Raw genomic sequence first — 22,491 nt, 5'->3', positions numbered from 1 at the left:
ACATTCCCTCTCCATTGTAAAACGAGCCGTCATCGTACACTAAACAGGCACACACTTGAATACTGAATTGATCTTATTGAATTATTTGTAAAATTCTTGACCTTTTACAGGGAGTGATTTATTGTTGCAATCATTTATATTCTATTTATCTCATGGAAGTCAGCACTCCAATTGAACAATTTGAATCATTTGCTGTAAAAAAAAGGGCTATCCCTGTCTTTTTACGGTTTTTTTTCTTTGGTTTAATGCTGCCCCTGAGTTTTGCCCCCTTCCATCTGCCAGCCTTAGCCATCCTTTCACTGGCCTTGTTTTATCATCAGTTAAACGGTACGCCCAAATCCGCTTTTCTTCATGGTTTGTTTTATGGATTTGGTTTTTTCGGGTTGGGCGTTTCCTGGATTTTTGTCAGCATTCATGAGTATGGGCATTTAAACGAATTGCTCTCGGCGTTCATTACCTTCCTGTTTATCATTTATCTCTCTCTGTTTCCGGCTTTGACGGCGTTTTTATTCAGCCGACTCAGGATTCAACCCTTTACCCTGCTTTCAGCCCTTGCTTTCAGCGCCCTTTGGATTCTTGGCGAATACCTGCGCGCCACGTTTCTAACCGGTTTTCCCTGGCTTTTGCTCGGCTTCGGTCAATTCGATGCACCGATTAAGTTTCTCCTCCCTGTTATCGGGGTGTATGGCATCGGCTTTCTGACCTGCTTTGCCGCCACCCTGTTATCGCTGGGTTTTAAAGCACAAAGCGTCGCACGCTTAAGGCATGTTGTCCTCTTCCTTCTCATTGTGCTCACGCCCTTCGTATTTAAACACAGGCAGTGGAGCGAATCGCATGCAGCGCCGGTCAGCGTCGGCGTCATTCAGGCGAATTTATCCATGCGCGACAAATGGGATGAGGCCTTATTCTGGCAATTGCTGCAAGGTTATCAGGAGGAAACGGAAAAGCTGTTGGGAACTGAACTGATTCTGATGCCTGAGTCAGCGATTCCCCTGCCGCCAAGCTATGTCAGTGATTTCCTCTACCAGATGCAGCAACGGGCGAAACGAGCCGGCAGCGCCATTCTCCTCGGCATCCCTCAACCGGTTTCCCCGGGCGACGAGCGGTATTTCAATTCATTAATGACCCTCGGCAAAGCCAAAGGCAGTTATCAGAAGCAGCACCTTGTTCCTTTCGGGGAATACATGCCCCGGTTTTTTATTGCACTCAGCGACTGGTTGGGCATACCCGACGCCAACCTGCAGGCAGGCAAGTCAGATCAAACCCTTATTCGCGTTCAAAAACACGCCATTGCCAGCCTTATCTGTTATGAATTGGCTTATGGCGACCTGCTGCGCCGCCAATTACCCGCCGCAGAATGGATCGTCTCCATCAGCGATGACGGCTGGTTTGGCCACTCCCTTGCCATGTACCAGCAGCAGCAGATGGCCCAGGTACGTTCGCTGCAGGTCGCCCGTTATCAGGTAGTGGCTAACAATGACGGGTTGTCTTCCGTCATCAATCACCAGGGGGACATTGTAGCGTCGTTACCGGCATTCACGTCCGGCCTGTTGCGAGCCTCCCTCTATCCGATGACCGGCAGCACGCCATGGACATATTGGGGGGATACGCCGGTTTTATTATTTTGTGCCCTGATCTATCTATTCTGCCTGGTTCAAAAGCAATTAAAAAACAAAGACTCGGCAGAAGCTATTGCTGGCGAGGTCAAGAGGCGTTATCCTTACCAGCCTGTCTGAATACAACGTTTAACTATGGATATTAGCTATAAACCGCGAGATGTTGAAGAACAAGCCCAACAGTATTGGCTTAAAAAACAATCGTTTAATGTCACTGAAGATTTAAACAGAGAAAAATTTTATTGCTTATCCATGTTCCCTTACCCCAGCGGAACGTTGCATATGGGGCATGTCCGGAATTATACTCTGGGCGATGTGATTGCCCGCTACCAGCGGGCGCTGGGTAAAAATGTTCTGCAACCCATTGGCTGGGATGCGTTCGGTTTACCCGCTGAAAACGCCGCCATCAAACATGGCATTCATCCGGCTGAGTGGACCCGAAAAAACATTGCCTCCATGAAAGAACAATTCATGCGTCTTGGCAACGCCTATGACTGGAAACGCGAAATCGCAACCTGTGATGCCGATTATTACCGCTGGGAACAGTGGTTTTTCATTAAATTGTATGAAAAAGGGCTGGTCTATAAAAAGAATGCCCTGGTGAACTGGGATCCTGTGGATCAGACGGTTCTCGCCAATGAGCAGGTCGTGGACGGCCGCGGCTGGCGCTCAGGCGCGCTGGTTGAACGCCGGGAAATATCCCAGTGGTTTATTAAAATCACCGCTTACGCGGATGAGCTGCTTAACGGGTTGGACACGCTGGACGAATGGCCTTCCCAGGTCAAGCAGATGCAGCGCAACTGGATAGGCCGCTCCGAGGGCTGCGAAATTGCCTTTAAAGTGGAAGGCTATGCGAAAAAGCTTAAAATTTATACCACCCGTCCCGACACACTCATGGGAGTGACCTATCTGGCCGTTGCACCAGACCATCCGCTGGCGAAAGAAGCCGCCAAAACCAATGCCGCCGTTCAGGAATTTGTTGAAAGCTGTCAGGGAGTCCGTATGGCCGAGGCCGATCTGGCCACCATGGAAAAAAGAGGGATAGCGACCTCCTTTAGGGCCATTCATCCGATTACCGGGGCTGAAGTGCCCGTGTGGATAGCCAATTTTGTCCTGATGCAGTACGGTTCCGGTGCGGTAATGGCCGTTCCCGCACACGATCAGCGCGACTGGGAATTCGCACAAAAATACCAATTGCCTCTGAAAGAAGTCATCAAACCCGTTGAGGGCACCCATGACTACAGCCAATCGGCTTTTACCGGCGAAGGCGAGTTGATTCATTCAGAGCCATTTAACGGACTTACGTCCGCTCAGGCGATTAAAACCATTTCAGCCTACATTGAAGAACACGAGCTGGGTAAAATCACAGTGAATTATCGCCTTCGTGACTGGGGCGTTTCAAGGCAGCGCTACTGGGGTACACCGATTCCCATGATTCATTGTGAAGAATGCGGCATTGTCCCCGTACCCGAAGATCAATTGCCCGTTGAACTCCCGGAAAACATTCAATTCTCAGGCAATGGCTCGCCCTTGGCCCAGTGCAATGACTTTCTGCATACCCAATGCCCCAAGTGCGGACAGGATGCGACGCGTGAAACCGATACCTTCGATACCTTCGTGGAGTCCTCCTGGTACTATGCCCGTTTTGCCTGCAAAGGCCAGGACAACGCCATGCTTGACGATCGCGCCAAGTACTGGACACCGGTGGATCAATACATTGGCGGGATTGAGCATGCGGTCATGCATTTACTCTATGCCCGCTTTTTCCATAAATTGATGCGAGATGAAGGTCTGGTCAATTCCGATGAACCCTTCAAGGCATTGCTGACTCAGGGTATGGTGCTTAAAGACGGCCATAAAATGTCCAAGTCCTTGGGCAATATCGTTGATCCAAATCACCTCATTGATACCTACGGCGCCGACACAGCCCGTCTGTTTGTGATGTTTGCAGCACCGCCAGAACAATCCCTGGAATGGTCCGATACCGCCGTAGAGGGGGCTCATCGTTTCCTCAAGCGCATCTGGGCCTTCGCGTATCAACATCAGGACCTGATTAAAGAAGCCAACAATGCCATTTCGGACGGCAATGGGCACGTTGATTGGCAACACGCTGAAAGCCGGCTTAAAAAGTCACGCATGGCCGTCAATCAGATTCTCGCACAGGCCAGCAATGATTATGAAAAGCACCAGTTCAACACGGTGGTTTCAGGCTGCATGAAATTATTTAATGAATTATCGGCCTATTCTGTTGAAACGGAAGACGACAAGTATTTTATTCATGCAGGCATGAGTATTTTATTGCGCCTGTTAGCGCCGATCACCCCGCACATTGGTCACCATTTGTGGCAGCAGCTTGGCTATGATCGTGTGATCATCGATGCGCCCTGGCCCAAGGTTGATAAAAGTGCGTTGAAAAGCGACGAGCTCGATTTTGTTGTTCAGGTTAACGGCAAACTGCGTGCGCAATTCAGTGCGGACAGTGACAGCGATGAAAACACACTGATTCAACTGGCAAAACAGCATGCCCATGCGTTCATCGAGGACAAAGCCATTAAAAAGGCCATTGTGGTTATGCACCGCCAATTAATCAATCTGGTTGTCGGCTGATGCGGAAGCGACTTGTTCTTTTAAGCTTAGTCAGTCTGCTCGCAGCCTGCGGCTTTAAATTGCGCGGCGTAGCAGAAATGCCGCGCTGGCTCAATCATGTCGCGGTGGTCATCCAGGATGCTCACCGCGATTTAGGCCCGCTGCTGAAAGAGCAACTGGAGGCTTACAACATCGTGGTTGTCCCCAATCCTGCCGAAGCCCAGTACTTGCTTATTGTCGAGCGGGACCACAACCAGCAGCAGCTGACCAGCGTCAGTGCCAGCACCACTCCCCGTCAATATCAACTGGTGTACACTGTTCGTTTTTCCTTGGTTAAAAGGAAGGGACCTGTAATGATTCGCTCAACGCAAGTGGGGGTATCGCGGCAATTGACAGTCAACAATGATCGAATTTTAGGTTCAGACTTTGAAGAATCCACTCTGTATAATGAAATGCGACGGGATGCCGTGATGCAAATCCTTATTCGCTTGAATCGTAAGCCGCAATAGTAAACACCATGTTAATAAAACATCAGGATATCCGCTTTCAGGTCAATCCCCCCTTATCAGCCATTTATGTCTTGATCGGGCAGGATACCTTTCTTATCGACAAGGCGATCACCACGTTAAAGCAAACCTGGAACTCTTTGCATTCTCAAGGCAGTGATGTCAAGGTAATGGATATCGAGTCTTCCGGTGATTGGGCCAGACTGATGGATGCAGCGACTAATTATTCCCTGTTTGCTGAAGCGACCCTGGTGGATGCCCGCTATGCGAAAAAATCCTTAGACAGTGAAGGAAAAGCCTTTTTTGAATCGTATTTAGCCCGTGTCAATTCTGACTGCTTACTCCTTCTGCGTGCGCCTGATCTGACACAAAAATCATTGCAGTTCCTGGTCAATCATCCTCAGGTGACTCTGGTACAGACCAAAGCCCCGGATAAGGCGGCCGTGCAGCGCTGGATGAAAGAGCAATTAACCCAGCATGCCATTCGCTATCAGGCGGCAGTACTGCCATTGATTGAGCAATATACTCGCGGCAACTTAGCCGCCTGCGCGCAATTATTGGACAAAATCAAGATCACCCATGATCTTGAGCATGAATTAACGATTACGCTGGTGAAGCAATACCTGTTTGATCAGGCCCAGTATCAATTGTTTGAATTAAGCGACGCCTGCCTGCTGGGCGATACCGCTCAGGCCTTGCTTATACTGCGGCATGCCGCTGAAAACCGGGTGGAATGGACACTGATTTTATGGGTTCTGGCTCAAGAAGTGCGTCTTTTACTGCAACTCCATCACAGCAATCACCGAAACCTTCCTTTTTCCACCACCCTGAGTCAGTTAAAGATATGGCCACAACGCGGCAAACTTTACCAGACCGCTTTAAAAAGGCATACTGAGGAAGGGTTATCCAGCTTGTTGGCGTTTTGTGGCAAACTGGATACACTAATCAAAACAAGCCAGACTCCGCAGACTCCCCGTCATTTCGAATTGCTGGTCGTGGGTTTATGCTCGGGTCAACAGGTCCTATTATCTTGAATAACCTCATTCTTTATGGCGGCACCTTTGACCCGGTTCACCAGGGCCATATGAATACAGCCCTGGCTGTGCAGAATCATTTTCATTTTGATTGCTTTTCTTTTCTTCCCTGCAGGATTCCTTTATTGAAGGAAGAAGCACATGCGTCTGGAGAACAGCGTGTGGCCATGTTGACGCTTGCTTTAGCGGAGTTGCCGGCAACGTTGAACTTTAAAATCGATTGCACTGAAATTGAACGGGACTCCCCTTCTTACATGGTGACAACGTTAAGCCAATTGCGAGAGAAACGAGGTGATGAATTCCCTATTACTCTGCTCCTTGGTCAGGACACCTTTTATCAACTCCCGGCCTGGCACCAATGGGAAAAGCTGCTTGGTCTGTGTAATCTACTGGTTATAAAACGTCCTTCTGTCGTCGTTCAGCCTCCCAAGGCACTGCAGTTGCTGTTACGCCATCATGAAAATCAGCAAGAAGGTTTGCTTTTGACAGAAAAGGCAGGCGTCATTCAACAGTTTAATGCGGGGCAATACCCCATTTCTTCAACTGAAATCCGAAGGCGATTGCGTGAGGGCGAGTCCATCAGCAGCGGCATGTTACCCATTTCCGTCATGGAATACATCAACGCCCATGGTTTGTACCGCTAAGAACAACCGGCTACTCGACTCCGATCCATTTTCAAATCTCATCGAAATTGGTAAATTCCAGATCCTTGGAAGCGTTCGCCACAATTTTCTGGGTATCGATGAGTTGAACCTTTTTGATAAAATCAGGCAGCATGCTATAAAGCCATTGCACAATGGGGTTAAATTTGGCATAGAGACGGGAATTTTTTGAATATTCCTCATGGGGCATGGACGTCATCTGAATAACCAGCATAATCAGAGACACAATAAAAACACCACGAACAAAACCAAAGGCCATGCCCAATAAACGGTCAGTGCCGCTTAATCCTGTACGTTTGAGAATAAAACTTAATATCGCGTTAACGATGGCTCCAACCAGCAAAGTAGACAATAGAATGACTACAAAGCCTGCCCCCTTCCGTGCCGTCGGATCCTGAATGTAGGGTTGAAACCAGGGACCCACCACATCGGTGTAGCTATAGGCCAGCCAGAGGGCTAAAATCCAGACGACTAAGGCGATGAGCTCTTTGATAAAGCCACGAAACAAACCAGTAATAACCGAAAGCCCGATAATCGACAGAATGACTAAATCAACCCAGTACCATTGCATGCCTAACTAACCCTGGTGGTAACGATGAATCCATTCAACTGGATGGCACTGGCCAGTTGCTGCTGTAATTTCTGGGCTTGCTGACGTTCTTTCATGTTGCCAACAATCACTTTATAAACAGTGCCTTTGTTATCGACTACTTTATTAAAGCGAGCCTGATACCCTTTGCTCTTTAAACGCGCAATTAACGCCACGGCATTGCGTTGTTGAGAAAACGTCGCTAACTGAACAGCATAACCGTAACGTGCCGCGGCATTAGCCGTCGAAATGGGCTTGTTGACTGCCGGGCTTGTTTTCTTGACAGCCACCTGAACGGATGTCGACTTACTAACCGGCTTAACCAGCGCAGGTTTTTTAATTTGAGTGAGACGCGTCGGCTGAGCCTGGGTTTTGACAACCGCAGGTTTTATGTCAGCCATTGCGATGGTCGGAATATTTTTTCCAGGTTTTTCTTCGGCGACAATGGTCGGGCCTTTATTCATCTGGCTTAAGGGTTCAGCCTTCGCCAGGGTCGATGCAGGCCTTGCTTCTTCATCAATCGGAGGAATGTCGACATGGGCCACTTTCACCGTTTTAAACATTTCCTTTTCGTCCGGCATGGACACTTGCGGTAACGCAGGTTTCGGCGGCAGTTTAACCGACATGCTGACGTTGTCATCAAATCGCTGGCTGGATTTTTTCATAATGGCCGGCATAAAAATAGCCACAACTGACAAAATGACGGCAATGCCTACCAAGCGATGCTTGACGCGCTCATCCATAGTAAATTTCATATTAAACCCCTTCGCTCAAGTTTTCATTACTTACCGCCGGTAATACAGCACACACAGTAAAAAATGAACCATAAACTAAAATCAAATCACCAGCAGAAGCCTGTTGGCAAGCCGCTTTGTACGCGGCCGATGGACTATTATGACACAAAACGTCGTCAATGCCATGGTTTGCAAACGCCTGAAGCAGTTGTTCGCTCGTCGCAGCCCGCTTGCTCTGGAGTAAAGCAGGATACCAACACGCAACCCATGGGCTTAACGGAGCGATAATGCCGGTCAGATCTTTATCGCCAAGCGCAGAAAAAACGGCATGAATGCGTCGTCCTGAATACTGTTTTCCTATATGGTCTGCAAGATACGCTGCCGCTTGCGGATTATGAGACACGTCGAATAATACCGTATGATGCCCTGTTTCAATCACCTGCTGACGCCCTTTAAGCGTTAAACCGCTTAATCCCTCAGTAATCTGGGTAGGCGTCACAGGCAAATGATCATTGAGGTAGCGGGAAGCCATCATGGCGGCGGCCAAGGCATTCCCATGCAGAAAGGGTTCTCTGCAATGCAGTGTTCCCTGACTGTCTGTAAACGTCAATTGCTGCTGGTCAATCCGGTAGTGGTAGTGCTGTCCGTTGACCGCATGGGGACAACGCAGCGCATGGACTGCAGACAGGATACTCAAAGGCGGTAAAGTATCCGCATAAATAACGGGTTTACCTTCCCGTAATATTCCGGCTTTCTCAGCGCCTATCTTTTCCAGGGTGTCTCCCAGATAATCCTGATGATCGTAATCGATGGTGGTTATAATGGCCAAATCGGCATCCACAATATTTGTGGCATCCAGCCGACCGCCGATACCCACTTCAAGAATGATCAAGTCCAGCGGCGTTTGGTGAAACAGATAAAGCGCCGCTAAGGTCGCCATTTCAAAATAAGTCAGATGGGTTTCGCCGCGCCCTTCTTCAATTGCTGATAAAGCGTCCACCAGGGCCTTGTCAGAGACAGGGGCGCCGTTGATTCGGATGCGCTCATTAAAGTGCAGGACATGCGGCGAGGTGTAGGCACCGATTTGATAGCCGCCGCTGCGATAGAGGGCTTCCAGTGAAGCCACGGTCGACCCCTTCCCATTCGTTCCAGCCACCGTAATCACTTTGGCATGGGGTCTAAGCAGGTCTAACTGGCCGGCAACACGGGCGATGCGGGCCAATCCCAGCTGGATTTCTTTTTTATGCCGGCTTTCAAGAACAGTCAACCAGTGTTCAAGCGACCAGCTGCGGTAGTCAGTGGCGTGCGTCACGATGCGATAATTTGGCAACCAATTCTGCAACCGTCGAGCGAAGAAGCCTGCGCTCAACAATCATATCAATGTGGCCGTGCTCCAGCAGGAACTCACTGCGCTGAAACCCTTCTGGCAAGGTTTGCCGCACGGTTTGTTCGATGACTCGCGGGCCTGCGAAACCGATTAAGGCATTGGGTTCGGCCAGAATGAGATCACCTAAACTCGCAAAGCTTGCTGAAACCCCGCCCATGGTGGGATCGGTCAAGACCACAATGAAAGGTAACCGGGTTTCTGAGAAGCGGGCTAAGGCAGCCGATGTCTTGGCCATCTGCATCAACGAGAAAAGCCCTTCCTGCATGCGGGCACCGCCGCTGGCGGTAAAACAGATGTAGGGGCGTTTTTCCGCCGTGGCGGTGTTGATGGCCCTGACAAATTTTTCCCCGACGGTAGCCCCCATGGAGCCCCCCATAAAATTAAATTCAAACGCGCTGACCACAACGGGTTGCTGAAAAAGGTTGCCCTTGGCAACAATGAGGGCTTCCTTCTCGCCAGTGGCTTTTTGTGCCTGACTGATTCGATCTTTGTATTTTTTAGAGTCCTTGAATTTAAGTCGATCGATGGGTTCCAGGTTGGCCGCTATTTCCTCCTGACTCCCTTCATCCAGAAACTGGGCAAGCCGCTCACGCGCGGTTAAGCGGTGATGATGATTACAACTGGCACAGACCGAGAGGTTTTTTTCAAGCTCGGAGCGATATAATACCGAATTACAGCCCTGGCATTTTACCCATAGCCCTTCAGGCACCCCTTTTTTCTGGGATGTTTCGGTTCTGATTTTTGAAGGTAATAATTTTTTAAGCCAACTCATAAATAAGAATCCGTCATGATCTTAAACGGCACATAGTATAACCTGAAAATTACCTGAGAGCTTGCTTTTCTTCAAGAAAACAAAGAATTCTTTCAGCGCAAGTGCTTGAGGCAATAGAACAAAAACCTGTCTTTTTCAAGAAAAACCAATTCAACCCTAAAGTTCCCTTTTTTTATTCCGATAACAAGTGTGGGTACGGTGAATAACAATAATAACAGGATTCACCGAGAACAAAGCAGATCCCATATCCAGGGATTCAGGTGAGGAGATTTTATTATGGCTCAAGTGGTTAATACCAACGTCATGTCGCTTAACGCACAACGTAACTTAAACAGTTCGCAAAAAACGATGTCAACCGCTATTCAACGGTTGTCTTCCAGCTTGCGAATCAACAGCGCGAAAGATGATGCTGCAGGCTTGGCAATTTCTGAACGCATGACCGCTCAAATAAGAGGGATGAACCAGGCTGTTCGTAACGCGAACGATGGTATTTCCCTGTCGCAAACGGCTGAAGGTGCCATGGGTGAAACCACCAACATCCTTCAACGTATGCGTGAGCTTGCCCTGCAATCAGCGAACTCAACCAACAACTCCGGTGACCGTCAGGCCATCCAGGAAGAGGTGAATCAGCTGCAGGCAGAGTTAAACCGTATTGCCAACAATACTGAGTTTAACGGTCAGCGCATTCTGGATGGTTCTTTCTCAGGTGCCAGCTTCCAGGTCGGTGCCAATGCCAACCAAACCATCAGCTTCGCTATCGGCAGCGTAAAAGCGTCGTCAATCGGCGGTATCGCGGCTGAAGATGGGACGGAGGTGGCCGCTGCGGCTGCAACCGACATTACCATCTCCATCGGCGGCGGTGCAGCAACAACCATCAACTCCAGTGCCGGTTTCGCAGGCTCAGCAAACGGTCAGGATGCCACCTCAGCTTACGCTAAGGCTGCAGCCATCAATGATGCCGGTGTTTCAGGCTTGAGTGTGACGGCGACCACGTCAGGTACGCAAACGGTAGGTGCTATCGGCGGTACAGCGGCTGACACTTATAACCTGACAATCAACGGCGTGGCAGTATTCACCAACGAAGACGTCGCCACTGCGCTGAGTAACTCAGACCTTCGCGATGCCATCAACGGCGTCAGTGACCAAACCGGGGTTATTGCCAGCTTAAACGGCGGTGACTTGACCCTGACGGCAGCTGACGGACGCAACATCACGGTCACTGAGAGTGGTACCGGCTTCACCGCAGGTACTGACGGTATCAGCGTCACCGGTGGTGACTTTGACGGTGTCTTGCGCGGAAGTCTGTCAATCAGTGCCGTGGATTCCATCGCCATCGGCGGTACGGTAGCTAACCTGGGCTTGTCTGCAGCCATCGCTAAAGACTCGCTGGGTGTGGATTCAATCGATGTCAGCACAGCTTCTGGCGCTCAAGAAGCCATCAAGCGTCTTGACTCCGCATTGAACTCCGTTACTTCCAACCGCGCAGCAATGGGTGCTCTGCAAAACCGCTTCGAGTCAACCATTTCGAATCTGCAAAACGTAGCAGAAAACCTCTCTGCTGCACGTAGCCGAATTCAAGATGCTGACTTTGCTGCTGAAACGGCCAACCTAACCAAGGCTCAGATTCTGCAACAAGCTGGTACTGCCATGCTTGCTCAGGCTAACAGCATACCGCAATCCGTGCTGTCACTCCTTGGTCGATAAGCGAGGACACTTCATGCAGGGCAACCTGCATGAAGTGCGTTTTACCCTCTGATAATGAGGGTAAGGAGTTATAAATGATTATCGATGGACCCAATGATTTACTGCCTTTAAAGCTGGATGCAAACAACAACATCGCCACACAAAAAGTCTCTGACGACAGCTTGAATGTGAATGCCCCCCCTATCGCTAAAACCAATAATGACAATAACGTACAGATCAGGCAAGCCCTGGATGAAGCCACTGGTCTTTTGCAAACGATAGTGACGGATAAGCTATCCGAGGAAGTGATACGAAAAATGCCGCCCGATGAGTACCTGAAGCTACTCTCTCTTTTGGATGAAATGATAAGCGGCTCGGTTGATAACCGGATATAACATCAGATAATTGCAAGTTGGTATTCTTCTTGCAATTATTTTTTACTGTAACGTCTCATGAAGAGACCTCTTTGATAAGGAATTGATTGTGGCCAGTATCTCTCCAACCGGCGGTTCCAGTCTCGACATCAAAGCCATTGTCGATGCCCTGGTAGCCGCCGACATCACGCCGGCAAAATCCCGTCTCGATAAGCTTGAAGCGAGCTATACGACGAAATTGTCTGCCGTGGGGCAGATCAAGGGGAGCTTGGCAAAATTGCAAACCGCGATGATGAAGCTGAGCGATTTACAACAATTTTATGCCATGAAGAGCACAGTCAGCGATCCCAACCTGTTTTCCGCCAGCGCCAGCACAGAGGCGGTCCCGGGCGTGTATGATGTCGAAGTCCGCTACCTGGCCAGCCGCCAGAGTCTGGCATCTTCTCCTGTCGCATCGGCCAATACGGTGGTCGGAAACGGCAGCATCACCATTGATTTTGGTACTTACAGCAATGATTTATCCACCTTTACGGCCAATCCCGACAAACAAGCGGTGACTATCAATATCGCTCCGGGTCAAAACACCCTGCAGGCTATCCGCGACGCCATCAACGCGAACGGCTCCGGCGTTAAAGCCGCGATTGTTCAGGATTCACAGGGAGCACGCTTGACCTTAAGCAGCCCGGATACCGGTAAAAACCTGGCCATGAAAATTTCAGTGAATGACGCCGACGGCAATAACACCAATGGCGCCGGCCTGTCCGCATTGGCCTATGATCCAACGGCTGGCATTACCAACCTTCAGGAAACCGCCGCCGCCAGGGACAGTGAAATTAAAATCAATGGCCTGACGCTGACTCAGAGCACCAATCAATACAAAGATGCCTTAGCCGGCGTGACAATCGACTTGAGAAAAGCCGATTTAGGCACCACCTACTCGCTGACCATTGAAAACAACAAGGCACAACTCACCGGCTTTGTGAATGAGTTTATCAAACAGTTTAACGAAGCCATGACCACACTGAACAATTTGACTGGATACAACAAAGAGACCAAGCAAGGCGGTCTTCTCCAGGGCGATGCCAGCACACGAAACCTCAAATTAAGCATCAGCAAAATTATAAGCCAGCCCATTGATACAGGCGACAGCGCGATCAATTCGTTGGCAGACATTGGTATTAAAACCGATGCAAAAGGCTTATTGACTTTAAACACCGCCGATTTTGATGCGGCGGTCAATGATCATTATGACGCCATAGGCAGTCTTTTTGCTAAAACTGCGGTGGCTTCGGACAGCAATATCCGCATTAAATCAGTCGGTGCCGATGTCAAGGCAGGGAGCTACGCCATCAACATCAGCAGCTTTACCGCCGGGGTTACCTTAGCCGGTACGATTGGCGGTCTATCTGCCACCTCCAGCGATGGCCTGACGCTCAAGGGCAGTGGTGCATTAAAAAATCTTTCCCTTCAAGTCATCGGCGGCAGTACGGGGGATCGAGGCAGTGTCGTTGTCAGCGACGGCATAGCCGCTCAACTCAATAACCTGGTGACCGATTATTTAGGCGACAAGGGCGATTTGGCCAATCGAACCAAGCAGCTAAACGACAATTTAAAGGATCTGGACAACCAGCGTTTACGTTTGGATACCCACATGACCAGCCTGAGAAAGCGTTATACCGCCCAATTTACCCGCCTGGATGTCCTGCTTTCATCATTACAGGACACCAGTGCGTTTTTAACGCAGCAACTGGCTAATTTACCAAAAATAAATTCGTAGGGACCATGATGAAAAATCCATACACTGAAGCAGTTAATCAATACAAGTCCATCGAGTTGCAAACCCGTATTGAATCGGCCTCGCCACATCAACTGATTGATTTGCTCCTGCAGGGCGCCCGCTCGCACATTGCCACCGCCCAGGGAAATATTCAGCGCAATCAAATCAGTGAAAAAGGCGAGCACATCGGCAAGGCCATCAGCATCATTGAGGGACTTAAAACCAGTCTGAATCATGAAAAAGGCGGAGAACTGGCGAGTAATCTCGACAAATTATATGACTACGTGCAACAAATTCTGTTAAAAGCCAACATTGATAACAGCGTGGACTTACTGACGCAAGGGAACCTGCTGCTGGCTGAAATCCATGAGGCCTGGCAACAGATAAAAAAGGACAATCCCGAATTTTAGCGGTTTTTTGTAAAGTTTTTAACCTGTTTGCCGTTACGTGACATCAAAGCACAGACAAATCGAGGTGATCATTATGAAGAGATTACCTGTACTAATAATAATGCTGCTGGCATGGACATCACCAATCTGGTCAGAAACGCGATTTGGTGAAACCCTTTGCAACAACCCGGACTATTTTTGCATCAAGGTGAAGGCAGGGGAAAACTGGAGCAGGCTTTTTCCCAATCCTGAAGCCAAGGACATCGTCCGCCGCATCAATCGGATGAACGTGAACCTGCGCCCCGGAATGATTATTGCCGTTCCTAAAAATTTGGATCGCCTGACCATCTATGATGTCTCTCCTTTTCCACGCTACATTGAATCAGATGGCGAGAAAACCATCTACGTCAGCCAGAATAAACTGGCCTGGGCAGCGTATGATGAGGATGGCGAATTACTCTGGTGGGGCCCGATTTCTTCAGGAACCGATCATTGCTCAGGCGTTATCGGCGGGTGTTCGACCCCCACCGGTTCGTTTCGAATTATCCGCAAACAGGATATCGATTGCATCTCCACTGCCTTTCCAAGACGGGCGGACGGCAATAACGGCGGTGCGGAAATGCCTTTCTGCATGCACTTCTTCAGGGGTTATGCGCTGCATGGCAGCGAAACCGTGCCCGGTTATCGCGCCAGTCACGGCTGCGTCAGGATGTTCACCGAGGATGCGCGCTGGCTCAATGAGGAATTTGTTGATGTCCCTGGCGATGGCATGCGGGGCACCCGCGTGATCATTGACGCGGTACAGCATTAATCACTCGCTGCGCGCTGCCTATTGCAACAGGGAAAACGATCCTTTCACACCATTGGCGGCAAGGCGCATTTTCAGGCTTTCGGTCATGGCTTTGTTGGCAAACGGCCCGACTCTGACGATATACCGGTGCTGATAATTTTCTATAAAGACCGGCGAGGGCGTCAGTTTAGCGAGCTTTTGGCGCAGGGCGTTGGCCAAATCCTGCGAGTTAAACGCGCCCGCCTGAACATAATAGTAAGCCACATGTTGACCAGCGGGTGATTTGACTGTCAGTGCCTCAATTTCAACCGGTGCCGTTCCTTTGGGCAATAAGCCCAATTTGGTAGCGGCCGCATAGGATAAATCAATCACTCGATCGGCATGAAAGGGGCCTCGATCATTGACTTTTACAATCGCTTCGCGCCCATTACTTAAATTTCTAACACGCACATAGGATGGCAAGGGCAAGGTTTTATGTGCAGCGGTCATGGCATACATGTCGTAATCATCGCCGCTGGATGTCCTGCGGCTATGAAATTTTGTCCCATACCACGATGCCATGCCGCGGGTTTTATACCCGCTCGCCGATCGCATCACTTCGTATTTTCTGCCATTGACGGCATAGGAATCGGGGTTACCGTAACGGCTTAAAGGCTCATTGGCCGGTTTGACTTTCTGAAACGTCTTAGGCAGCGGTCCTTTGGGGGCGCCATCCTGTTGCGTTGGACTAAAGTGCTTCGGAGCATTTGACCGGGCTGAGGGATGACTGCCGGGCTGATTGACCTGCGAGTGTTGAGCGCAACTGCATAACACCAGAATCAGAAATAAACATAAAAACCGCATGACCTTACCTAATTTTTCTTATTTTTCGCATTAATATATACAATGCCGCCCGCGATTAAAATACTCCAGAGGTCTTTGGTTGCTTAAACAGGCATGTTAAGATTAGCGATTTTGTAATATTGAGAATAATAAACATGAAACAAATGCGTTTTTATTTAGGCATGATGCTGCTGCTCTCACTGCTGGCTCCGGTGACGTACGCTGATTCGGTATTGCCTACCGCCTCACCAAAGCCCATGCTGGTGAACAGCAAGCCGTTAATTACCCCCTCCCCGCCGCTGGTGAATGCCAAAGCCTTTATTCTCATCGATGTCGACAGCGGTAAAATTATCGCCGAGAAAAACAGCGACCTTAAATTGCCGCCAGCCAGCCTGACCAAGATGATGACGCTGTATGTTATTTCCAATGCCTTAAACAATGGCCAGATTCACCTGACTGACAATGTGAGGATTAGCCGCGATGCCTGGAAAACAGCCGGTTCACGCATGTTTGTGAAAGAAGGGCAACAGGTAGCCATCGAAGATTTGTTAAAAGGAATCATTGTCGACTCTGGTAACGACGCCTGTGTTGCCATGGCCGAGCACCTTGGCGGCAGCGAACCTGGGTTTGCGGACATCATGAACCAGCAGGCACAAAATCTGGGCATGAAAGACAGCCACTTTACGGACAGTACCGGCCTGCCTGACGAGCGCCTTTACACCACCGCAAAGGACCTGGCAATTTTAGGCCGAGCGCTGATCAATGACTTTCCCCAGTATTACCACTGGTATAAGCAAAAATGGTATACCTACAATGGCATTCGCCAACCTAATCGCAACCGCCTCTTATGGCGCGACAGCCAGGTTGACGGCTTAAAAACCGGCCATACCAACGATGCCGGTTTCTGCCTGGTGGCGTCTGCTAAACGCGACACCATGCGTCTACTGTCGGTAGTGCTTGGCGCGCCGAATGATTCCGTACGGGCTGACGACAGCGAACGCCTGTTGAATTACGGCTTCCGTTTCTTTGAAACCCACGAATTGTACAAAGCCGGGAAAACCATTACGGAAATGCCCGTTTACAAAGGGGAAGACAATACCCTGGCAATCGGTGTATTGCAAAACAAATTCGTTACCATTCCCAACGGCCAGTATCAGCGCTTAAGCATCACGACCAAAGTCCCTTCCACCCTGATCGCACCGGTTAAAAAAGGCGACAAAATCGGGGAAATGATTATTAAGTTCGATGACAAGGTCATCGATACCCATCCCCTGTACGCGTTGAATTCCGTTGAATCCGGCGGCTTCTTCAAGCGCAGCAAAGATTCCGTTCGCCTGGCGTTCAAACGCTGGTTCGGCTAGGATTCGACGATGCCAGGCGTAGTGTATGTTAATGGCCAATATTGCCTCGCGCATGAGGCCAGCATTTCGGTGTTTGACCGCGGTTTTCTGTTTGGCGATGCCGTGTATGAAGTCATCCCTGTTTACGGTAGCCGGCCTTTTGCGCTGGAAAAACACCTGCTGCGTCTTGAGTCAAGCCTTGCCAAGGCCCGCATCCCCAATCCACCCTGCGACTGGGTCGCCCTTTTTCAGGAACTCATCCGCCAAAATGGCGGCGGCGACCTGCAACTCTATCTGCAAATCACCCGAGGCAACCAGGGGGTGCGTAAGCACGATATCCCTGCGGGGCTTGCACCGAGCGTCATTGCCTTTACCCTTCACACGCCTTACCCTGTGTTCGCAGAGCAACAGAAAGGCCTGCAAGCAAAACTGGTGGAAGATATCCGCTGGCAGCGCTGCGATATAAAAACCACGTCGCTGTTGGGTAATATCCTGGTGAATGACGATGCCGTGTCTCATGGTTATCATACCGCCCTGTTGATTCGGGATGGCTTCGTTACTGAAGGCAGCGCCAGCAATCTGTTTATTGTTGATCGCGAGGGGCAGGTCAAAACGCCGCCCCTCAATCACTCTTGTTTGCCTGGCATCACCCGTGAAATATGCCTGGACTTACTCCGTAAAACGGATATCGTCTTCAGCGAAGAACCCTTGCCGGTGCAAACCGTTCTCAATGCCCGGGAAGTCTGGATAACCAGTACAACCAAAGAACTTTATCCTGTTACCCGCATCGACGAGACAGTAATAGGAAACGGCGTGGGAGGCCCCTGTTGGCGGCAGCTCCACGAGCGCTATCAACAACTGACTGGAAAAGCTTATGACTGACAAAAAAACCTTCATGCAGTTCCCCTGTCAATTTCCAATTAAAATTATTGGTTTGAATTCACTGACTTTCAGCGAAGAAATCACCACCATCGTCACCCGGCACTTCCCGGAAACGGAAGAACAGGCCATTGTTTGCAAGGACAGCAAGGAGGGTAATTATTTGTCCATTACCGCCACAGTGTATGTGCTTGATCAAGCCTCGCTGGATGCACTCTACCAGGAATTAAGCAGCCATCCTTCCATAAAAATGGTGCTTTAAATGATCATCAGCCGCCACCTGGGACAACAGCCCTACCTTGAAACATGGGAACAGATGAAACAGTTTACGCTCTCGCGCACTGAAGCCACAGCGGATGAACTGTGGCTGCTGGAGCATCCTCCTGTTTATACCCAGGGCCAGGCTGGTAAAGCGGAACATGTCCTTAACCGCAATGCCATTCCCATTGTCCAATCGGACCGCGGCGGTCAGGTAACCTATCATGGTCCTGGGCAACTGGTGGCTTACGTGCTGATGGATATCCGCCGCCGTAATCTGGGTATCCGTACGCTGGTGTGCCACCTTGAAACCATACTCATCGCCGTATTGCAGGAATACGGTATTTCAGCGGAAACGCGATGCGGCGCCCCGGGTGTGTATGTCGATAATAAAAAAATTGCATCCATTGGCTTAAGGGTCAAAAATGGCTGCACTTACCATGGGATTGCTTTAAATGTCGCGATGGATCTGGCGCCGTTTAAGGCCATTAATCCCTGTGGTTTTTCCCAATTGGAAATGACCCAGGTAAGCGATTATTCTATTTATCCCACGGTCGCTGAGACCGCCGAGAAATTTAAACACCTCTTTCTCAGGCAATTTGAAAAGCACGGACTATGACTTTATTTGCTGAGTACATACAACCGGTTACCGCCTGGCTCCATGCGCATCCGCACTGGGCTTTGATTTTTACATTTTTGATTTCATTTACCGAATCGTTAGCCATTATCGGCAGCGTCATCCCCGGTTCAGTGACCATGACCGCGATCGGCATTCTCGCGGGCTCCGGGGTGATGCGCATTGATTTAACCCTGCTGGCAGCCATGCTTGGCGCGGTGGCGGGCGACAGCGCCAGCTACATGCTTGGTTACACCTTCAGCGACAAGCTCGGCACCATCTGGCCGTTCAGCCGCTACCCGCAGTGGTTGACCTACGGCAAGGATTTCTTTACCCGCCATGGCGGCAAAAGTGTTTTGATTGGTCGATTTGTAGGCCCCCTGCGCTCGATAATCCCGGTTATTGCCGGGATGATGCACATGAGTCACCTGCGTTTTTACATTGCCAATGTCATTTCGGCCATTGCCTGGTCTATTCTGTATGTGCTCCCGGGCATTCTGATTGGTGCAGCCAGCAATGAACTGGCACCGGAAAGCGCGACCAAACTGTTTGTCTTTGTATTGATAGTGCTTGGGGTTATCTGGCTTGCCAGTGTACTGGTGAAATGGTTGATCATTCGCTTAAATCGTTTTCTTAAAACACACCTTCATGATTTCTGGGCCTGGTCAGCCTGTCATCCCCATTTAGCGCGTTTTTTTCAATTCATTACCCCCGCCGAAGAAACCAACCATTACGCGACAGCCGGCCTGGTTCTGTTGTTCCTTGTTTGTTTTTTAAGCTTCTGGTTGGTCACCATTCTGGCACTGCATCATGGCTGGGTCACCGGTGTCAACCAACCGGTTCATTTGCTTTTACAAAGCATACGGACTGCGTCTTTCGACAGTTTTTTTATCGTCTCAGCTCAACTGTGCAGTCCTCTCACGCTAATCACCCTGACAGCGTCCATTGTTTTCATCACGGCTTATTACCGCGACTGGCGCACGCTGGCCTTCTTTGTAAGCCTGCTGCTCAGTACCACCGTGTTGCTGTTACTGACCCATTGGCTTATTCCTACCCAACGGCCCAGCGGATTGCTGGAAGTGAAACCCGGCCACTCTTACCCCGCCATTCAGTTAACCTATGCCACGGCCATTTTTTCTGCGCTCCTGTATTACATCGGTCAGTATGGCAATAGCCGCATCAAGCCTACGATCAATTTAATTTTTAATCTGGCCTTGCTCGTCGCCGGTTTTGCCAATTTATACCTCGGTGATCACTGGTTTACCGATATCCTCGGGGCTTACCTTGCGGGACTTAGCTTAAGCGTGCTGCATTGGTTGTTTTATCGTCGTAGCCCCGCATCGGTCGCCTATTCATCTCACCTGGCCTCCAGTTTAGCCCTGCTGCTACTCGTGGGCTCCGCTTTAAGCGGTTTGATGAATTACAATCAGGAGCTGCGCGGCCATCAGCCTTATTTCGCGCAATATGTTTTCACCGACCAGCTCTGGTGGAATCAATCCAAACCGCTTCTACCGATTTATCGCGTGAACCGGCTGGGGCATCCAGTCAGTTACTTTAACCTGCAGTATGCAGGCACCGTAAGCCGCATAGAATCGTCGCTCAGCGCCTTTGGCTGGCGTAAACAGAATGAATCGCTCTACCGCTCCCTGCTTAAGCGCTTGAATGGCCATTCTTCCTATGCGGAAATGCCCTTGATGGCGCAGTTATACCAGAACAGAAAACCGGTCTTGATCATGACCTACGATCCCAAAGACGGCGGTCCCAGCCTGGTGTTACGGCTTTGGCGTTCCAATTACCATTTAAAGCACTACCGTCAGCCCATCTGGATTGGCAGCGTCCATTCTAAAGCGCTGTCCAAAAAGCTGATGGCAACCGAAACTAAAACGCCCCATCACCCGGCACTTTACTACGTTCGCATGGCCTTGTCCCAATACCTGCAGCGGGAAATCGCCCTACCGGTGAACCCATCGAAAAAGTTGCTTATCGATGTCGATCCCACGTTGTTGCTCATCAAGGAACTTGCACCGAGCGAGCTGTTTAATTTCACAGTTATACCTTATTATGAACACCCGCTGTCGCCGGCCGTAACCGATGACTTTCTGCGTTTTCAAGCCCGTTATTAATTAAAGAAAACCGCCGTTAATTTCGGGATTTACTAACGACAACATCCGCCCGTTGCGATACACTAGATACACTCAATTTAATTACAAAGGGCTGGCCACATGTACTACTTTAGTGATTATTTGCAGTTCATTTTTCCTTTTTTTACGCTGATGCTTTTAGTTATCGGCTTAACGACTCAACACCGCAATTCGCTTCTTGCAGCCTTGTGGTTGAGTCTGATTGCTACAATCCTGCATTATCAGACGGCAAGGGGAGAAATTCTTGGCAGCTATTTTGATTACAAACAAGCGGCCATTTACACAGTCAATCTGCTTGTTTTACTCATTTCATCCATTTATCTGGTAGCCGCCTCGATTAAAGAAAGCGCCAGAAAAGTTTTACGTTACGCAACCAGTCTGTTTTTTGCCTGTTTTGTAACCGGCGCCCTGTTATTACTGGTTAACATCTGGGTCAATGCTCACTTTTTAAGTGATCGCATGCCCAATACCCCCATTTTACAGGTGGCCACCTTTAAAAAGATGGATTATTGCGATTACCGTTATGTGTTTTACAAAGTCAGCCAGGAAGGAAAAATCAATTACATGTGCCCCAACCATTATGGTTTCGTGCCTTCCGAAGGCAGCCTGGATGCTGCTCCGCAATTTGTGATTAAACAGTTGCCTCCACAATTGCAAATTAAGTTTAAAAAGGATACCTTGAAAGGCAACAGTTAATGGTAAAAACCCGGCAGCAGGAAGAGAGGCATTAAATTTTGCAAAGTGGTTAAATTGTTCCATTTTGTGTTTATTTGATAACATGATGAAAATTTTTATGCTATGACTATTATGCGCATTCTATTCTTTACTGTTTTATATTTGGTTTGCAGTATGACCCTGGCGATGGCTCCCAAACTGAATTGGGATAAAGCGGTTGACAATGCCATCATCCGTTACGGTTTACGCACCGAACCCGAATTAAAACGCTTTTTTGCCAAAGCTCAGGTTGCCTATCCTCCAAAGGATGTGGCATTGCTGGCCTTTAAAAAAGAACGCCGCATTGAACTCTGGGCGAGAAATGATAATCAGGCCTGGCACTATATCCATACCTATCCATTAACAGCCTTCAGTGGACGTTTAGGGCCGAAATTAAAAGAACGGGATGGCCAGATTCCTGAAGGCATTTACCGTCTGGTGACATTTAACCCATTCAGCAGCATGCATTTATCCATGATGATTGATTATCCTAACAATTTTGATCGTCTGCAGGCCATTAAAGACGGCCGGCACCGGCTTGGAAATAATATTTTTCTGCATGGCAAATCGATGTCAGTAGGCTGTCTGGCCATCGGCGATCGCCCCATAGATCAGCTGTTCCTGCTGGCAAGACGAGTGGGGCTAAGTCATATCAAGGTGATTATAGCCCCCAATGACTTGCGCAAAGACAAGCCGGCCACTTCCAATTTTGCTCAGCCTCGATGGCTGCCTGAACTCTACAAGCAAATTGAGGCTGCTCTCAAACCGTTTGAAACCGGAAAGAAAATGTCTTAAGTTCGACTCGTTGCAATGGCAACATGG

General features: G+C 49.4%; 22 protein-coding genes. 17 read left to right on the top strand and 5 right to left on the bottom strand.

What is annotated here, in order from left to right; translation table 11 throughout:
- The first annotated feature begins 152 nt into the window (after nt 1-152).
- From lnt to nadD, 5 genes are read left to right on the top strand one after another with little or no spacing between them, the layout of a single operon-like run.
- On the top strand, nt 153-1,736 hold the full coding sequence (gene lnt, locus DYE45_RS07460) for an apolipoprotein N-acyltransferase (RefSeq protein WP_108291567.1): 1,584 nt from the start codon (nt 153-155) through the stop codon (nt 1,734-1,736).
- Between the two features lie 15 nt (nt 1,737-1,751).
- On the top strand, nt 1,752-4,223 hold the full coding sequence (gene leuS / locus DYE45_RS07455; protein WP_108291569.1) for a leucine--tRNA ligase: 2,472 nt from the start codon (nt 1,752-1,754) through the stop codon (nt 4,221-4,223).
- Nucleotides 4,223-4,711, top strand: a complete 489-nt coding sequence (locus tag DYE45_RS07450) for an LPS-assembly lipoprotein LptE (protein ID WP_108291571.1) — start codon at nt 4,223-4,225, stop codon at nt 4,709-4,711. Before leuS ends, DYE45_RS07450 begins: the two co-directional genes overlap by 1 nt.
- 8 nt (nt 4,712-4,719) lie before the next feature.
- The gene (holA, locus tag DYE45_RS07445) at nt 4,720-5,742 is read left to right on the top strand and encodes a DNA polymerase III subunit delta (RefSeq protein WP_115300694.1); all 1,023 of its coding nucleotides are present in this window, start codon (nt 4,720-4,722) and stop codon (nt 5,740-5,742) included.
- Nucleotides 5,739-6,386, top strand: coding sequence for a nicotinate-nucleotide adenylyltransferase (gene nadD / locus DYE45_RS07440; protein WP_160160697.1), 648 nt, complete (start codon nt 5,739-5,741; stop codon nt 6,384-6,386). The genes holA and nadD overlap by 4 nt, the downstream gene beginning before the upstream one ends.
- A gap of 31 nt (nt 6,387-6,417) precedes the next feature.
- Here the strand turns inward: nadD and DYE45_RS07435 are convergent, their stop codons facing one another.
- The 4 genes from DYE45_RS07435 to accD are packed head-to-tail and all read right to left on the bottom strand — an operon-like array spanning nt 6,418 to nt 9,886.
- Nucleotides 6,418-6,975 carry a CvpA family protein gene (locus DYE45_RS07435; RefSeq protein WP_108291577.1) on the bottom strand — a complete coding sequence of 186 codons (558 nt, stop codon included), beginning with the start codon at nt 6,973-6,975 and terminating at the stop codon, nt 6,418-6,420.
- Between the two features lie 2 nt (nt 6,976-6,977).
- Complete coding sequence (locus DYE45_RS07430; protein WP_108291579.1) at nt 6,978-7,748, bottom strand: SPOR domain-containing protein; 771 nt, start codon at nt 7,746-7,748, stop codon at nt 6,978-6,980.
- 1 nt (nt 7,749) lies between these two features.
- Complete coding sequence (folC, locus tag DYE45_RS07425; RefSeq protein WP_108291581.1) at nt 7,750-9,039, bottom strand: bifunctional tetrahydrofolate synthase/dihydrofolate synthase; 1,290 nt, start codon at nt 9,037-9,039, stop codon at nt 7,750-7,752.
- Nucleotides 9,023-9,886, bottom strand: coding sequence for an acetyl-CoA carboxylase, carboxyltransferase subunit beta (accD, locus tag DYE45_RS07420; protein WP_108291583.1), 864 nt, complete (start codon nt 9,884-9,886; stop codon nt 9,023-9,025). The genes folC and accD overlap by 17 nt, the downstream gene beginning before the upstream one ends.
- A 276-nt stretch (nt 9,887-10,162) precedes the next feature.
- Here accD and DYE45_RS07415 point away from each other — a divergent pair, with 276 nt between their 5' ends.
- From DYE45_RS07415 to DYE45_RS07395, 5 genes are all read left to right on the top strand, one after another.
- Entirely contained in the window at nt 10,163-11,590 is a 1,428-nt protein-coding gene (locus DYE45_RS07415; protein WP_108291585.1) for a flagellin N-terminal helical domain-containing protein, read from the top strand.
- Nucleotides 11,591-11,664: 74 nt separating this feature from the next.
- Complete coding sequence (locus DYE45_RS07410; RefSeq protein ID WP_108291587.1) at nt 11,665-11,964, top strand: flagellar protein FlaG; 300 nt, start codon at nt 11,665-11,667, stop codon at nt 11,962-11,964.
- A gap of 88 nt (nt 11,965-12,052) precedes the next feature.
- Nucleotides 12,053-13,720, top strand: a complete 1,668-nt coding sequence (gene fliD, locus DYE45_RS07405) for a flagellar filament capping protein FliD (protein ID WP_108291589.1) — start codon at nt 12,053-12,055, stop codon at nt 13,718-13,720.
- 8 nt (nt 13,721-13,728) lie between these two features.
- Complete coding sequence (gene fliS / locus DYE45_RS07400) at nt 13,729-14,130, top strand: flagellar export chaperone FliS (protein ID WP_108291591.1); 402 nt, start codon at nt 13,729-13,731, stop codon at nt 14,128-14,130.
- 100 nt (nt 14,131-14,230) lie between these two features.
- A complete protein-coding gene (locus DYE45_RS07395; protein ID WP_370447884.1) occupies nt 14,231-14,920 on the top strand; it encodes a L,D-transpeptidase in 690 nt (229 codons plus the stop codon).
- Between the two features lie 18 nt (nt 14,921-14,938).
- Here the strand turns inward: DYE45_RS07395 and DYE45_RS07390 are convergent, their stop codons facing one another.
- The gene (locus DYE45_RS07390) at nt 14,939-15,742 is read right to left on the bottom strand and encodes a septal ring lytic transglycosylase RlpA family protein (protein WP_108291595.1); all 804 of its coding nucleotides are present in this window, start codon (nt 15,740-15,742) and stop codon (nt 14,939-14,941) included.
- A gap of 143 nt (nt 15,743-15,885) precedes the next feature.
- Between DYE45_RS07390 and DYE45_RS07385 the strand changes: the two genes are divergently transcribed.
- The 7 genes from DYE45_RS07385 to DYE45_RS07360 all read left to right on the top strand — a co-directional run bounded on the left by DYE45_RS07385 (nt 15,886) and on the right by DYE45_RS07360 (nt 22,464).
- The gene (locus DYE45_RS07385; RefSeq protein WP_242602643.1) at nt 15,886-17,082 is read left to right on the top strand and encodes a D-alanyl-D-alanine carboxypeptidase family protein; all 1,197 of its coding nucleotides are present in this window, start codon (nt 15,886-15,888) and stop codon (nt 17,080-17,082) included.
- A gap of 9 nt (nt 17,083-17,091) precedes the next feature.
- Nucleotides 17,092-17,943 carry a D-amino acid aminotransferase gene (locus tag DYE45_RS07380; protein ID WP_115300692.1) on the top strand — a complete coding sequence of 284 codons (852 nt, stop codon included), beginning with the start codon at nt 17,092-17,094 and terminating at the stop codon, nt 17,941-17,943.
- Entirely contained in the window at nt 17,936-18,202 is a 267-nt protein-coding gene (locus DYE45_RS14800; RefSeq protein WP_108291601.1) for an HP0495 family protein, read from the top strand. Before DYE45_RS07380 ends, DYE45_RS14800 begins: the two co-directional genes overlap by 8 nt.
- A gap of 3 nt (nt 18,203-18,205) precedes the next feature.
- Nucleotides 18,206-18,817: a lipoyl(octanoyl) transferase LipB gene (gene lipB, locus DYE45_RS07375; RefSeq protein WP_108291999.1), complete on the top strand. Its 612-nt coding sequence runs from the start codon at nt 18,206-18,208 to the stop codon at nt 18,815-18,817.
- Complete coding sequence (locus DYE45_RS07370) at nt 18,814-20,937, top strand: VTT domain-containing protein (RefSeq protein WP_108291603.1); 2,124 nt, start codon at nt 18,814-18,816, stop codon at nt 20,935-20,937. Before lipB ends, DYE45_RS07370 begins: the two co-directional genes overlap by 4 nt.
- A gap of 99 nt (nt 20,938-21,036) precedes the next feature.
- The gene (locus tag DYE45_RS07365) at nt 21,037-21,651 is read left to right on the top strand and encodes a type I secretion system protein LssZ (protein ID WP_242602635.1); all 615 of its coding nucleotides are present in this window, start codon (nt 21,037-21,039) and stop codon (nt 21,649-21,651) included.
- Between the two features lie 111 nt (nt 21,652-21,762).
- Complete coding sequence (locus tag DYE45_RS07360) at nt 21,763-22,464, top strand: L,D-transpeptidase family protein (protein WP_115300691.1); 702 nt, start codon at nt 21,763-21,765, stop codon at nt 22,462-22,464.
- Nucleotides 22,465-22,491: the final 27 nt, after the last annotated feature.

This window comes from Legionella taurinensis (genome assembly GCF_900452865.1).
In the GTDB taxonomy this organism is placed as follows: Bacteria; Pseudomonadota; Gammaproteobacteria; order Legionellales; family Legionellaceae; genus Legionella_C; species Legionella_C taurinensis.
This window is presented reverse-complemented; position numbering and strand designations above follow the sequence as displayed.

Coding starts and splice junctions, on each gene's coding strand:
- lnt (WP_108291567.1), top strand. CDS start 153: ATGGAAGTCAGCACTCCAATTGAACAATTTGAATCATTTGCTGTAAAA.
- leuS (WP_108291569.1), top strand. CDS start 1,752: ATGGATATTAGCTATAAACCGCGAGATGTTGAAGAACAAGCCCAACAG.
- DYE45_RS07450 (WP_108291571.1), top strand. CDS start 4,223: ATGCGGAAGCGACTTGTTCTTTTAAGCTTAGTCAGTCTGCTCGCAGCC.
- holA (WP_115300694.1), top strand. CDS start 4,720: ATGTTAATAAAACATCAGGATATCCGCTTTCAGGTCAATCCCCCCTTA.
- DYE45_RS07435 (WP_108291577.1), bottom strand. CDS start 6,975: ATGCAATGGTACTGGGTTGATTTAGTCATTCTGTCGATTATCGGGCTT.
- DYE45_RS07430 (WP_108291579.1), bottom strand. CDS start 7,748: ATGAAATTTACTATGGATGAGCGCGTCAAGCATCGCTTGGTAGGCATT.
- accD (WP_108291583.1), bottom strand. CDS start 9,886: ATGAGTTGGCTTAAAAAATTATTACCTTCAAAAATCAGAACCGAAACA.
- DYE45_RS07415 (WP_108291585.1), top strand. CDS start 10,163: ATGGCTCAAGTGGTTAATACCAACGTCATGTCGCTTAACGCACAACGT.
- DYE45_RS07410 (WP_108291587.1), top strand. CDS start 11,665: ATGATTATCGATGGACCCAATGATTTACTGCCTTTAAAGCTGGATGCA.
- fliS (WP_108291591.1), top strand. CDS start 13,729: ATGAAAAATCCATACACTGAAGCAGTTAATCAATACAAGTCCATCGAG.
- DYE45_RS07395 (WP_370447884.1), top strand. CDS start 14,231: ATGCTGCTGGCATGGACATCACCAATCTGGTCAGAAACGCGATTTGGT.
- DYE45_RS07390 (WP_108291595.1), bottom strand. CDS start 15,742: ATGCGGTTTTTATGTTTATTTCTGATTCTGGTGTTATGCAGTTGCGCT.
- DYE45_RS07385 (WP_242602643.1), top strand. CDS start 15,886: ATGCGTTTTTATTTAGGCATGATGCTGCTGCTCTCACTGCTGGCTCCG.
- DYE45_RS07380 (WP_115300692.1), top strand. CDS start 17,092: ATGCCAGGCGTAGTGTATGTTAATGGCCAATATTGCCTCGCGCATGAG.
- DYE45_RS14800 (WP_108291601.1), top strand. CDS start 17,936: ATGACTGACAAAAAAACCTTCATGCAGTTCCCCTGTCAATTTCCAATT.
- DYE45_RS07370 (WP_108291603.1), top strand. CDS start 18,814: ATGACTTTATTTGCTGAGTACATACAACCGGTTACCGCCTGGCTCCAT.
- DYE45_RS07365 (WP_242602635.1), top strand. CDS start 21,037: ATGTACTACTTTAGTGATTATTTGCAGTTCATTTTTCCTTTTTTTACG.
- DYE45_RS07360 (WP_115300691.1), top strand. CDS start 21,763: ATGCGCATTCTATTCTTTACTGTTTTATATTTGGTTTGCAGTATGACC.